Source organism: Mucilaginibacter ginsenosidivorax (assembly GCF_007971525.1).
Lineage (GTDB): Bacteria > Bacteroidota > Bacteroidia > Sphingobacteriales > Sphingobacteriaceae > Mucilaginibacter > Mucilaginibacter ginsenosidivorax.
In genome coordinates this window covers 4349446-4362403 of record NZ_CP042437.1, presented here as the reverse complement: position 1 = coordinate 4362403, position 12958 = coordinate 4349446, and the positions used below count along the sequence as shown (strand labels likewise).

Genomic DNA, 12958 nt, shown 5'->3' with positions numbered 1-12958 from the left:
GAAAATTGTCCTATCCAATACAAAAAAAGCAGGCTGACATTAATCAACCTGCTTTTTTATTATCTGATTTCCGTGTATCTGCACATCTAAAATCTTAATGATCGCGCATAATGGCATGATCCATTTTGTCGCGTTTGGTACGCAGGTATAATTCGTTATGTGGGTTTGATGCTATTTCGATAGGAACGTTTTCAACAACCTCCAGCCCGTAACCAATAAGGCCTGCGCGTTTTTTGGGGTTATTGGTCATCAGCCTCATTTTTGAAATTCCAAGGCTGCGCAATATCTGCGCTCCAACGCCATAGTCGCGCTGATCCATTTTAAAGCCCAATTTAACGTTTGCTTCAACGGTATCGTAGCCGTTTTCTTGCAGGTGATATGCTTTTAACTTATTGATAAGGCCTATGCCGCGGCCCTCCTGGTTCATGTAAACAACAACGCCCTTACCTTCTTTACTTATCATCTCCATTGCTTTATGCAGCTGTGGACCACAATCGCACCGGCACGATCCAAAAATATCGCCGGTGACGCATGAACTGTGCACCCGGGTTAAAATGGGCTCACCGGGCTCCCAGGTGCCTTTTACCAAAGCAAGATGATTTTCGCCGGTATCCAACTGGGTGTAGGCTATCATTTCAAAATCGCCCCACTCGGTAGGCATTTTTACCGACACTTCTTTTTTCACAAGTGTCTCGGCATTTAAGCGGTAAGCTATCAGGTCTTTAATAGATACAATCTTCAGATCAAACTCTTTTGCCATAACCAGCAGGTCGGGCAGGCGGGCCATGTCGCCGTCTTCTTTCATGATCTCGCATATTACTCCGGCGGGCTCAAAACCAGCCAGTACGGCCAAATCAATAGCAGCTTCGGTATGGCCCGAACGGCGTAAAACGCCTCCATCTTTGGCAATAAGCGGAAATATGTGCCCCGGCCTCCCTAAATCTTCGGGCTTAGTGGCCGGATCAATTAATGCCAAGGTTGTTTTTGAACGGTCGGTGGCGGATATACCGGTTGTACAGCCGTGCCCCAGTAAATCAACAGAAACCGTAAAATTAGTTTCGTGCGATGTGGTGTTATGGCTCACCATCGGCTCCAGTTCAAGCTCGCGGGCTCTATCTACAGTAATAGGCGCGCAAACCAGGCCGCGGCCATAGCGTACCATAAAATTTATTGCCTCGGGGGTGGCGTTACGGGCGGCAGTTAAAAAATCACCTTCATTTTCCCTGTCCTCGTCATCAACCACAATGATCATTTTACCTGACCGTATATCTTCTATAGCTTCTTGTATTGTATTTAACATTATGTGGATATTACGTATGGCAAGCCTAAAAGGGTGCCATGATGTATTAAAGTTTAAACAAATTTAAACTATATTAAAATGATTCTGGTCGGTGCTATGTAAAATGATTTTGGATCGGTAGCTTGCCTATCAGGCTTCCTTGCGTTTAAAGATTTTATTAAAATATCTTTTATAGGCCTCCATATCAAATATCACCGAATCGGTAGCTGCTTTATAAGAAAGGAAGAGCCCGATGGGCGTTAGCACAATAATAGCCACCCACATACCAAATACAGTATTAACATTACCTGCCTTTACAGATTTTTCGCCTATGGTAGATATAATGTAATAGATGAGGAAAAATATCACCGAAATTACCACCGGCAGCCCCAGCCCCCCTTTACGGATGATGGCGCCAAGCGGCGCACCTATTAAAAACAATGCAATACAGGCCGCAGATAGCGTATATTTCTTTTGCACTTCCGAATCGTACCTGCGAATGGTAGATGCATCATTGCTATACTTATCGGCTCGATTTTTCAAAAAATCCTTTACCGACCGCACCTCAGATGCAGCGCTGGATAAGGCCATCTGCTGATCTGCAACTTTCATGCTTTTTAATACATCCTTATCGGCAGCAATATATTTTACTTTTGATTTAGCCGGTAAATTAAAATACTTGATGTATGGCGTAATAAGTTTGTAATTTAACATTACGGCAGCATCGGTAGCCTTTTGACTCGAATCGACAAAAAACTTAAGCTGCCTTAAATTCATCATCTGCGATGCGGATTTAAACTCATTTTCATCGGTTCGGCTAATTTTAAAGCCATCCAGCGAAAATTTTTGCTCCATCTCTTTAAACCGGAAGCGGGTAAAGCGTTGCCGCAGATCATAATTGGCGCCATCGCTTTTTGACTCTACGTAGTTTACACCTTCCTTTAGTTTTAACACCAGGTACTTATCGCCCATGGTACGGAACATGGTACCCTCGCGGGCCATGGTTACTTCGGTGTTATTGGTTTCGTCGTTTTTTTTATAAATAATAATGCCGTAAAGCCTTTGTCCGTCGGGATCTTTTTTGGTTACGCGAATAGTATAGCCCGGAAAGCTGGAACTGAAAATCATCTCGGGTAGTAAATCGGCCGATTTCTGTTTTCGGGCGTCATACAAAAGAGAATAGTATTTCAGGTTAGCTATCGGCAGCATGTAATCCGAAAAGAAGAAAGCTGCTATACTTAATACCGATACAACAATGATCATGGGATACATTGCCCTGCGTAACGAAATGCCTGCAGCTTTAATGGCCACCAACTCGTAATTTTCGCCAAGGGCGCCATAGGTCATAATGGTTGACAGTAATACCGATAGCGGCAGTGCCATGGCCACGTTGGTTGCCGAGTTGTACATCATCAGCTCCAGGATGATATACCAGGCAAAGCCTTTGCCAATAAGGTCGTCGATGTATTTAAACAAAAACAGCATCAGCAACACAAACATTACGATGAAAAGCGTGCTTACAAAAGGCCTTATAAATGATTTAAGCAGTAAAAGGTGGATCTTTTTCATCGGGGCAATTTGTATTTACAGGATAAAAACGCGCAACTGTGCAGGTTAATTTTCATTAACGCAAAATTAGCGTTTGGTAATACAAAATTAGCTAAAATTAAATTGGCCTTACGCGCCCAGTACGCTAATGAGATAATCGATCTGGTTGTCCCATATCAATTTTCGTTCAGGGATCTGGTCTTCCGTTGCAAAGTCGGTGATACTCAGGGCTACATCGTTGGTAAGTTCGTCTTGCAAAATTTCCATTTCAAAATAGCATTGTGGCTCATCCTCAAGCCATTTAAACCTAACCAGTTTATTTTCTTTAACTAAAATAAGTTTTGCTTTTTGCGGCTCATCATCCCAGGTAAAAGTAAAAACCTGGTCACGAACATTTACATCATCGGCAAACCATTGTGCTAACCCGTTAGGCTCATTTAGGAAAGTGAACAGTATTCTGGGAGATGATTTTATCTCATACTCAATAGTAAATTTCTTTTTTTCGGACATCGGGGTTTATACTTGAAAACAGGTTATGCAGTAAATGTTAACATTTTTTCTAAAGAAAACGAATTTCTGCTATATTTGCAAACCTTTTTAAGGAAGCACATTGTTTTATAAACATAGCTACTCTTTTTAACAACCATATAAAAAGAGGATTAAATTAAAAACGGCGGGGTAGCTCAGATGGTTAGAGCGTAGGATTCATAACCCTAAGGTCGGCAGTTCGATCCTGCTCCCCGCTACTTAAGGAAACGACACTTCGGAGTTGTTTCCTTTTTTTATGCCCATAAAAACCGGTTAGTCAAACAATTACGATAATCCTTTTGGTAGTTAGATTTTAGCAAAGAACCTCTTAAACCGTTTGACACAGTATAGCTTGCTCAAGGTCTTTTTCATAATAAGACGCCACCTGGTGTAATCCTAAAAGCTCCTGGTACATGGGGGCTTTAATGATTTCTTTAGCATCAGACTGTTGCTTTTCATTTCGTGCTACAGCTAATATACTATCCCTGTCGTTACTCATTAACAGCCGTTGCCATAAACTACTATGAATTTGTCTTTCTAACTGGCGGGTGGTCCAGTTGTTTTTTATCGACTCTGCTATATAGAAGTCGATTTTATCTTAACTATCAACACGCAGTAGTGTCTTGTAGTGTGTTCAGCCCAATTGCGAACGCAGTGTATTCGCAATTGGGAATGTGCGGTGAAACTGACGAAATAATTCTATCTGCCGTTTTTAAAATCCACTGCCATACTCCGGCTCCAACTGACCAGCAATAAATTTAGTGAGGTAATTGCCATAATCCGCCCGGTCTTTCCCTTGTGCTCCTCGTCGAAAATGCGTAAATCAATTATAAAAAGGACAGCTCTTTACTGATGCTGCCCAGCGGTACCTCTTGCCAGTGCCGCGAAGAAACGACAGGTTAAAGAAGATCAACAGCACAAAGCTAATCTTTGATCTTATAATTTCTTTATAAAGTCCAGCACCTCATCCTGTGGTGTTGCCAGATCATCGGCGATATCATATTTTGGCAAAACCGGATGCTGGTCTTTCGAATCACCATTTGCCCGCACAAACTGTTTGGTGGATGTCGCAAAGGAAAGGCCTGTGTTGGGCAGTTTGAGAAAGATCAGTTCCCCGTAGTCATTAGCGGGTTCGCCGGTAGGTTCGCCAACGAGCGTGGCCAGGTGATAGTCTTGTATGGCGTTTACCGTCATATTGGCGCTGGAAAAAGTATTAGGGCCGATCAGCACAAATACTTTTCCGGTATAGCGCAGGGGATTGGGAGCAGGTATTTTTGGCTTTTCCGCGTTACCGGAAATGATGCTACCATCAGGCGCATTCAGGTAAAAAGCCATCTGGGCCGTGTCTTTCGAATTTTCCCTGATCCGCTGTTTGTATTCAGCGCTTACCTTCCAGCGTTCACCGCCCGACATGCGGAAGGGTTTGCCGGTAATATAACCCAGCAGCGTTTCACCCAGAACCGAGTTGCCGCCGCCGTTTTTCCTGAAGTCAATGATGAGCTTTACGGCTGGCCTCTTCTTTAAGATAGTGAAACAGGAGTCGAGGTAATGTTTGAATATTTCCGGCTTTTCCGTCAGGTGAGTGATGTTGAAGTATGCCGTAGTTTTATCCAGGTAGGTAAAATTGTCTGCAGGCTGCCCGGATGCAGCCGGTAACTTAACTTTGCGTGCGGCCTGGTTGTCGCGCAGTTCCGGCCAGTTAACGGCGGTGAGCGTGGCGCTTCCGGGGTTCCCATTACGCAGGTAAGCGATATGATAGGGCGATTCGATACGGTAGAGGTACATGAATGTGATAATATTCCGGCATACATCAAGGGCACGGAAGGTTTTCAGACCACCCGCATAGCCGCTAAGCGTATCGATGAGTTTGCCTGCGCTGATTCCGTTGATCGAAGTAATCTGATCGCCGGGTAAAAGCTGGTTCTCATTAGAGCGGTCGAGGTTGACTACCAGGTTCCTGCCATCAAACCGGCTGATGCTGACCGGGAAAAGCAAGCGCCCGCCATTTTTGAGCCGGTCGATAATTCCCGGAGGGAAATCAAAGGTGCTGTGCCCCTCGCCAATAGCCCCTACCAGCCGGGCCAGCGGCGGCCAGGCTTCCCGTTCGGTCATGCCGTCATACATAACTTGCCGCACACTATCCGTAATTTTTTCATATTGTACTTTAGGGCAATGATGGTACATATCGGGATGTACCCGCGCTATTACAGCGGTAAGATAGGTGATATCGTTTTCCAACTGCTGCCTGCTGAAATGCTTTTCATTATTTTCGCTATCCTGCGCCCTTGCCATTGATGTTAAAGAGCATAGTAATAATAAGGCTGCTAATAGTTTGTTAGGTTTCATGCACGGAAGATGAAATAATAACGGGAAAGGTTGCATCCGGGATCACGATTTGGGGTGTAAAGTTTTCAGTTTTTGCAATACCAGGGGGACAAAATCATCGTAGGAAGGAAACCGGTGCTTGTTATGGTTATAAATTTCGAGTTCGGTTACGATGTCCGGCAGGTAGACGAATCCCGACTGCAAATTATCTTTCATGATCCGGTCTGCTGTAGCCGGATCACCCAGGTTCCTGGCGATCACAACTTCTCCCGCGCGTACGAAACTTTCATTTAAACAGATACGCCAACTGGGATAAGAGAGTTTGGTCATCTTTTCCTTAATTGGTGTAAACAGATATGCCGACGATCGGATCAATGTGTCCGGGACTTTTTCAATGGCTGGGTTGACAAATGAATGCCCGAACTCATGCACCGAAAGATCACGGATATGCTGCGGGTCGTCATAGCCAACCGCTGGATGTTTGGGATCAAAGGACTGGAGCGTAAAAGGTCCGAACGTATTATAGATCTTTCCCGGCTTCCGGTTCAGCTTGCCAAAACCCATTCCCGACGGTATGTTCAGGCTCGGTACCAAATAATAGCCGTTAAAGCTTTTTTGATAAAAGCCTTCCATAACCGAAATAAAATTAGCAGGCGGCAGGTTTTTCTCCACGTTAGCCCTCGCCTGTGCATAAAAAGGTTCGTTCTCTTTAAGATATTGCCCAAAGTTTACCTGCTTATAAAAAGCATTCAGCATGTTTAAAAACGCCGTGGCTTTTTGTTTTCCTTCTTCCAGGTCGCCCCTGGATGAAAAGGCCATGATCTGGTCCTCATCGGTGCCCCCATTCAGCCGGGCATTAGGTACCTGGTCTACCTCCAGCATTAGACTGATAAAAAAATCATTATAGAAGCCCTTAGCCTGGTAAGCCCGATAATTTTGCAGCATCGCGCAGGAATCGAAGTGCTGATAATGATAGTAATTGGCAATGGTTTTTTTGTACCACTCGGCGATGGTTACCCTTTTGCCATAGATAGTGACCGAGTCTTTTGTATTCATCACGTCCGGGCCATTGTCCAATTGCAGCATCAGGCCAAACAGTTCGATATTCTTATTGGTGATAACCTGTATATGCTTGTATTGCATTCTTGAATAATCCAGCTCAAATTTTCCCGAGGCATTCCTGCCTTCATACACAATTTTATACCTTCCGCTATTTGTAATTGGTAGCGTAAACGTAGAATCGACCGCGCCATCAATCTCGCTGTGCCAGATCATCTTGCTTCCCAGAACAACCGATAGGTTGAGGGTACCAGTGTTGTTGCTGGCTTTGCAGTGCAGCCGTAACAGCTCGCCGGTGGCCAGATAAATGGTATCGGTAGTTTTCCCGTTTAAATAATCAAAGTGAATGGTATTGGAGCCTGCAGCGGGGTAGCTGCTCCAGCCGCGTATGCTGTTAGCGCAGGAGCCCAGTACAAATGCGATAAAACAAGTGAATAAGGTACGTTGAATTTTCATGCTCAATGGTATCGGTTGTTAAACTGCAATAATATTGAACAGAAACTTTTTTCCTTTGTAAAATATTGCTCTTGTAAAAAAAACGGATGGGATGTAACAGTTCAGCCCAGGTAGCCGCCCGGCGTAACGCCAAAGTACTTCTTAAAGCTGTTGGTAAAATGGCTCTGGTCATAAAAGCCGTTCAGGTAAGCCACCTCCGCTAAAGGTACCTCGTTTATAAGCATTTGTTTGGTTTTACCCAGCCGGTATATCATGATATAGGTTTGGGGCGTAACGCCTTTCGCTTTCTTAAACTCCCGGATAAAATGGAATTTGCTCATCCGGAACATCCGGGCCAACCACTCCGTATCGATCGGTTTGTTCGGGTGCGATTCAATGATGTCATCGATTTGGCCGAAGATACCTAACCAGCGATTACTCTGCCCCGGATTAACCGAATACCCGGCAAGCGAACGAATACTATTTTCAAGCTGTGTCGCCTGGTGCTGTTTGGTGTCGAACAATTGCCGCAGGCTGTTAAAAAGCAAAGGATCATTAATAACCCTTTCAAGCGCCGCAACCTCCTTGCCATCGCTATAGTATTCCAGCAGCTCTTTGCTCAGGTAAAGGGTGTTGTAGCTGTAGCCCGGTTCGGCAAGCGAATAATTCCGGTGTACTTCGTTAAGCTGGGTAACGCTGATTGTACCGGCCGGCGCGATAAACTCCTGCTCCTGATTGTTTAATATTTCCGTACCCTTGGTAATCAGCGAAATACAGTAGTAATCATGGTAATGGAAAGGGAAATAGTTGTTCTCGTTCTCCGAAGAAAACAGTTCCAGGTTATCCAGGATATTTAGTCGCTTATACTCAAATGACGGCATCGGCAAAATGGTATAAGTCAAATATAACAGAATTTTCTGGCTTACAGGCCTCCCGTAAAGTACTGATTTATAATATATATGAACGCCGACATCGCCAAATGAGGCAAATACACACCCTGCAACTTTTCAAAGCTATCCTCCCCAGGGCAAACGCATCTAATTGGGTTAACATAACTTAACACATTTCAGAGATATTTTTTATATACACCTCATAATCAATATTTTATATTTAATCATGGTTAACATTAAACTGATAGTGCAATTTAGGCATATCCCAATATTTGTGCCGTTGCCGGCCAATGGCAGTCTCTTTGGTAACCGGATCATTTAACCACGATCAGGTTATAAAAAAAGTATAGTTTGATGCTTAAAGCTTATTCCGTTAGCTTTTATTAAATAAAAGCTTATCGACGTTAACTACTTAGATGCCGTTTGCGCTGCTATCCTCCCGGATAACTTTTTTGTTATATAAAATCGTCATAAATTCGGGCAATGAAAATTTTTAGTAATAGCAAAAAGTTCTTAGCTAGCCAAATTGTATCATACATTACATTTGGGTTAGCACTAATAGGAAAAAACTTTTCAAATATAGGATCTGAATTAGCACCTTTCAAGTATTATATTATAGCGTCTTTTTTCCTGGCTCAGGCATTTATGGTGTATTTTATAATTCAAGAAAACAAGCAAAAAGCAATAGCTAAAAATCGGTTAAAAGAGCTAAATCAATCATAAAATAGTCCAAGAATTGCCGGTAAGGGCTACATTGACAAAAAGCCCCGTGAAAGGGGCTTTTATTGTACTTAAGTGTATACGGCAAAATCAGAAGCGGTGCCAGGTAAAAAGCAGCAGCGCATTTAAGGTACGCGCTACTCCTTTTGAAATGAATCGGCGATAAATTTCAACACTTTTTTTGAGGGAATAGTTATGCTGACGGCACGGCTATACCTCGCAATGTTGATACCATAAAAATGGCCCTCGCAGTCAAATGCCGGCCCACCGCACCTTTGGGGCGTTAGCCTTGAATCGTGCGCAAATACTTCCTTAAAACCATCCCTCCTGTCGCTTTTGCCACCTGCAAATAACTCTGCCGGGTGATCAAAATGAACTGCAGGAACCGTACCAAGCACGGTTGCTTTAGTCATAAAAACTTCTGCTCTTTTTATTTTTAAGATTAAGGTATCACCCGGCCAATGCGCTTGCATCCGGGCTTTAAACTCACTTGCCGTATGAACTGGCAGGCCATTTATTTCGGTTACAGCATCTTTTGCAACTATTCCGTTTTTGGCCGCGGGCGAATTTGGCTTTACCCATAATGCCGACGTTGACGCATTATTATCGCCAACAAATATGCCCAGGTAACCTGCGTTCACCACCTTGGGCAACAAAAATAGTTTGCTGCCCAAAACTCCGGTTATATCTGCGGTATCGGGCTGTGGCGAGCGCAAAAACGTGCCAGGCGCTAAATCCAACAATGTATCTTTACATATTGCCTGATAATTTATTCCTCCCCTGATATCAGATGCAGGCACTAAAAGTACAAGGTCGTTTTCTTTATCACGGGAAATAATAGTAGCAGCAACCATTTTTTTGCCGACCATCACCACTGGTGCATCAGCTACTATTGAACTTTTACTTACAATGATGGTATGGTTTTTACTTGTTTTCAAATGCAATCCATCAACAAAAAAAAGCGCACCCAAGGCCTGTTGGCTTACACCATTTGAACTGCTGCGGATGGTTACACAAGTACCGTTAAGTTTGGATAAACGGGCTGCGGCAGGCTCTTTAAAAACGCTTTTGTTAACCCGCGGAACCGATATAATTACACTATCGGGCAATGCATGATAAACCGTTGGGAGCATTAAGCTTTTCCAATATTTTTTATAAAGATCAACCGGCACATCGTAGTTGGCGTCTTCGGGAACCTCTATGGCGCTGTGCAAACCGATTACGTTTCCCGAAAGATCGAACAGCGGGCCTCCCGAATCCCCCGGTTCCATCATACAGGTTGATTTGATAAATCCGCGGCTATTTTTCACTTCAGTTACATGGCCAAACCTTACGGTAGGCTTATCCTGGTTCAATGTTTCGGGATAGGCAATGCTGATTAATGGTTCGGCTACAACAAGCGCGGCCGAACTCCCCATATCGGCATAAGGCCAATCGCCTTTGGTTATGACCTGCATTATGGCTACGTCAGGGCGGGTTTTATCGGCTGCCAATTCTATCTTACCCAAGGCAACTGCAATTGCCTCTCTTCCATCCGGGAACATAACCTTGTAGGTAAGGCCAGGCCAGGTAACATGGGCCGCTGTAAGTATGTGGTGTTCTTTATCTACAACAACCCCGCTAAACTGCCCGCCGGTACGCTTATTGGCCGTTGTATCGTAACTCCACATACGTACACAGGCCGGGTAAGCTTTTTTAATACCAGCTTTTAACGCTTCTTCGGCTTTGTTTGGTTTGTTTTGCTGAGCACAGGCATATTGTGTTAGTAACACTGCCGCCAGGAAAATAAAATAAAATTTCTTCATCAGCTGTTTTATAACATCGCACATCGGGTGCATATTAAAAACCCAGGTATACAGTTTTTCAAAGCAAATTAATCAGCCTTCTATCTTTGTATAACCTGGGTTTTAAATTAGTTTTTAAATGTTTCGGCCAGTTTTTTGTTCAGCTCTTCTCCTATCAGGTTTACGCCTATCACCTTACCATCTTTATCAAGTAAAAAGTTTTGCGGTACAGCCCTAACGCCATAAAGGTGACCAACAGCGTTGTTCCAACCTTTTAAATCGGATACGTGGGTCCAGGTAAGGTTATCGGCAGCAATAGCGTTTACCCATTTGCCATGATCGCTATCAAGGGATACGGAGAGTATTTCGAAACCCTTGGCCTTGTATATTTTATACTGATCAACCAGGTTAGGATTTTCTGCCCGGCATGGCGAGCACCAGCTTGCCCAAAAATCTACTAAAACGTATTTACCTTTGTAGCTGGCTAAAGAAACCGGTTTGCCGTTTACATCATTTTGCGTAAATGCAGGGGCTTGCGCACCAATAACAATGTTTTCCATTGCCTCAATACGTTGCTTTAGCTCCTTACCGGCATCTGTTAACTGGTATTCTTTTTTGAGGGCATTAAAAATCGGCTTAACTATTTTAGGATCGAATTTATTCCCTATACCTTCAGACAACCCTACCAAACCGAAGTAAGAATCAGGATGATCTTTGGCAAACTGGATTTGCTTAGCAAAATGTTCGTCCATTTTTTTGTGGTACCGCTCGCCTACTTCCTTTACAAATTCCTGGTCGTTTTGTAATTCCGGTGAGCTGCTTATCTCGGCATTTGCTTCTTTTGCAAACTGCATTACCGTGCCGCCGGTTGTTTTTACATAAGCCTGGAACTCGTCATAAACTTTTGATCCGGTGAAAACAGCGTTGGCCAACGAATCTTTAGAGGCGATCACTACATTTTCTTTACCAAAGTAAATATATATCACATCGGAAGTTGGCATGTAAATAGCCCGGTCTTTACCACTGCCATCGTGAGATAGCGCCATACGCGCGGTAGCATAGCCCGAGTTATGGCCGGTAAACTTAAAAGTTCCGTTAACCAGCACAGCCGAGTCGGTGTGATTTGCCCCATTGTCCATATTATCCATATAGTCAAGATAAGCTTTGGCGGGTGCGTTCAGATTACCGATATGACCGGTAATGGTGAAATTGTTAGCTGTTTGTGCCGATGCGATGCATGGTGCCAAAGCGGTAAGGATCATTATAATTCCTTTTTTCATTTTTATGTGTTTTAGATGTTTCATTTTGATGTTTTTTTAAACAAACTAATGGATGGCCGCCAACGCTTTCCGTCGACAATGTTTCGTTCTCACCGAAACTGCTGCCGGGAGCTTTTTTGACGGCCTTTCCAAAAGCTAACTATTACTGATTTTAGTTTCAATACGGATATTTCACAGCTGGAAAATCCTCCTGCGCGTTTTTAAACTCCTGCTCCCACTCCATGCTCCAGCCAAATGCCAGGGTGGCTTGCGCCTTCAGGTTTACACCCGCGGCCCCGCTCCAGAAGTGAATAAACTCGCCCCAGTTTAAGTTGCGGGTGTACTCATAGCCTATGGCATTTTGCTTTTTGGGGAAATTTGCTGCCAACAACTTGAAATACTTGCTCAATACTGCCGCATGGCCGTATTTTGAATAAATAGGGTAAAACCAGTTTTTAAACCACTGCGAGTTTGCCCGGGGAAAATTATCATATTGTGACTGCATTTGCGTAAATACACGACCGGCTTCATCTTCCATCCCAATGTTCATGAGTACATCATAATTATATATCTCCATAAACTTACTATCGCCCCAAAGCACATCTGAAGGTGAACCCTGTACGCCGTTGTTGGCCCCGCAAATAATGTGACCGGTTTCATGTACCGGGATACCGATGATTTGCCCGGTTGGTGTAGACCAATCGCCCAGGCCGCAATCAATTGCATTACGGTAATCATGGCTGGCATCAAAATACGATGCCGGGTGGCCGCCTCCTAACGCATCATCAAATGGCGTTACTATACCGTGTAATACAACGTATAAACGCGAAGAGTCGCCAAAAGCGCCGTACGTTTTCTTTGCATACTGCCAAACTTTCGACATTGTTTTGTATGGCCAGGTAACCGTGGTATCCATATTGGCATCATAGTAAATAGCATCGTCAGCATCATAATACACTCTTTTCAGTAAATAAACATGTGGGCCGCCCCAATGCTCCTGCCAGGTTTTAGGCGGCGGGCCGCCATAAATTATCCCGGTACTTTTTGCTAAATCCTTTTTGCACGCGCTTAATAAGGCAAGGCATGCCAGGCATATTAAAATGCTTAATTTATTAATGGCCTTCATTGTTG

The 12958-nt window shown here is 43.8% G+C and carries 11 protein-coding genes and 1 tRNA gene; 2 read left to right on the top strand and 10 right to left on the bottom strand.

Annotated features, from left to right (window positions below):
- Positions 1-94: 94 nt before the first annotated feature.
- The 3 genes from FSB76_RS18240 to FSB76_RS18230 form a co-directional block, all read right to left on the bottom strand.
- Positions 95-1300, bottom strand: a complete 1206-nt coding sequence (locus FSB76_RS18240; RefSeq protein WP_192910088.1) for a bifunctional 3,4-dihydroxy-2-butanone-4-phosphate synthase/GTP cyclohydrolase II — start codon at positions 1298-1300, stop codon at positions 95-97.
- A gap of 129 nt (positions 1301-1429) precedes the next feature.
- Positions 1430-2848, bottom strand: a complete 1419-nt coding sequence (locus FSB76_RS18235; RefSeq protein WP_147055795.1) for an LptF/LptG family permease — start codon at positions 2846-2848, stop codon at positions 1430-1432.
- A 108-nt stretch (positions 2849-2956) separates the two neighbouring features.
- Positions 2957-3337 (bottom strand): START-like domain-containing protein, encoded by a 381-nt coding sequence (locus FSB76_RS18230; RefSeq protein WP_090642033.1) that lies wholly within the window; start codon positions 3335-3337, stop codon positions 2957-2959.
- A 162-nt stretch (positions 3338-3499) separates the two neighbouring features.
- On the opposite strand from FSB76_RS18230, the gene FSB76_RS18225 reads away from it, so the two are divergent.
- A tRNA-Met gene (locus FSB76_RS18225) sits at positions 3500-3573 on the top strand.
- Positions 3574-3683: 110 nt separating this feature from the next.
- Here the strand turns inward: FSB76_RS18225 and FSB76_RS32190 are convergent.
- From FSB76_RS32190 to FSB76_RS18205, 4 genes are all read right to left on the bottom strand, one after another.
- Entirely contained in the window at positions 3684-3854 is a 171-nt protein-coding gene (locus FSB76_RS32190) for a hypothetical protein (RefSeq protein WP_158642929.1), read from the bottom strand.
- Between the two features lie 437 nt (positions 3855-4291).
- Positions 4292-5701: a S41 family peptidase gene (locus FSB76_RS18215; RefSeq protein WP_158642928.1), complete on the bottom strand. Its 1410-nt coding sequence runs from the start codon at positions 5699-5701 to the stop codon at positions 4292-4294.
- A gap of 42 nt (positions 5702-5743) precedes the next feature.
- Positions 5744-7195 carry a DUF4932 domain-containing protein gene (locus FSB76_RS18210; protein ID WP_147055790.1) on the bottom strand — a complete coding sequence of 484 codons (1452 nt, stop codon included), beginning with the start codon at positions 7193-7195 and terminating at the stop codon, positions 5744-5746.
- Between the two features lie 101 nt (positions 7196-7296).
- Positions 7297-8055 (bottom strand): AraC family transcriptional regulator, encoded by a 759-nt coding sequence (locus tag FSB76_RS18205; protein ID WP_147055788.1) that lies wholly within the window; start codon positions 8053-8055, stop codon positions 7297-7299.
- Between the two features lie 492 nt (positions 8056-8547).
- Here FSB76_RS18205 and FSB76_RS18200 point away from each other — a divergent pair, with 492 nt between their 5' ends.
- Complete coding sequence (locus tag FSB76_RS18200; protein ID WP_147055786.1) at positions 8548-8787, top strand: hypothetical protein; 240 nt, start codon at positions 8548-8550, stop codon at positions 8785-8787.
- A gap of 134 nt (positions 8788-8921) precedes the next feature.
- Here FSB76_RS18200 and FSB76_RS18195 read toward each other — a convergent pair whose 3' ends face one another.
- The 3 genes from FSB76_RS18195 to FSB76_RS18185 form a co-directional block, all read right to left on the bottom strand.
- Positions 8922-10589, bottom strand: a complete 1668-nt coding sequence (locus FSB76_RS18195; RefSeq protein WP_158642927.1) for a trypsin-like peptidase domain-containing protein — start codon at positions 10587-10589, stop codon at positions 8922-8924.
- 107 nt (positions 10590-10696) lie between these two features.
- The gene (locus FSB76_RS18190) at positions 10697-11848 is read right to left on the bottom strand and encodes a TlpA disulfide reductase family protein (RefSeq protein ID WP_192910087.1); all 1152 of its coding nucleotides are present in this window, start codon (positions 11846-11848) and stop codon (positions 10697-10699) included.
- Positions 11849-12005: 157 nt separating this feature from the next.
- A complete protein-coding gene (locus FSB76_RS18185) occupies positions 12006-12953 on the bottom strand; it encodes a hypothetical protein (protein ID WP_147055782.1) in 948 nt (315 codons plus the stop codon).
- Between the last annotated feature and the right edge of the window lie 5 nt (positions 12954-12958).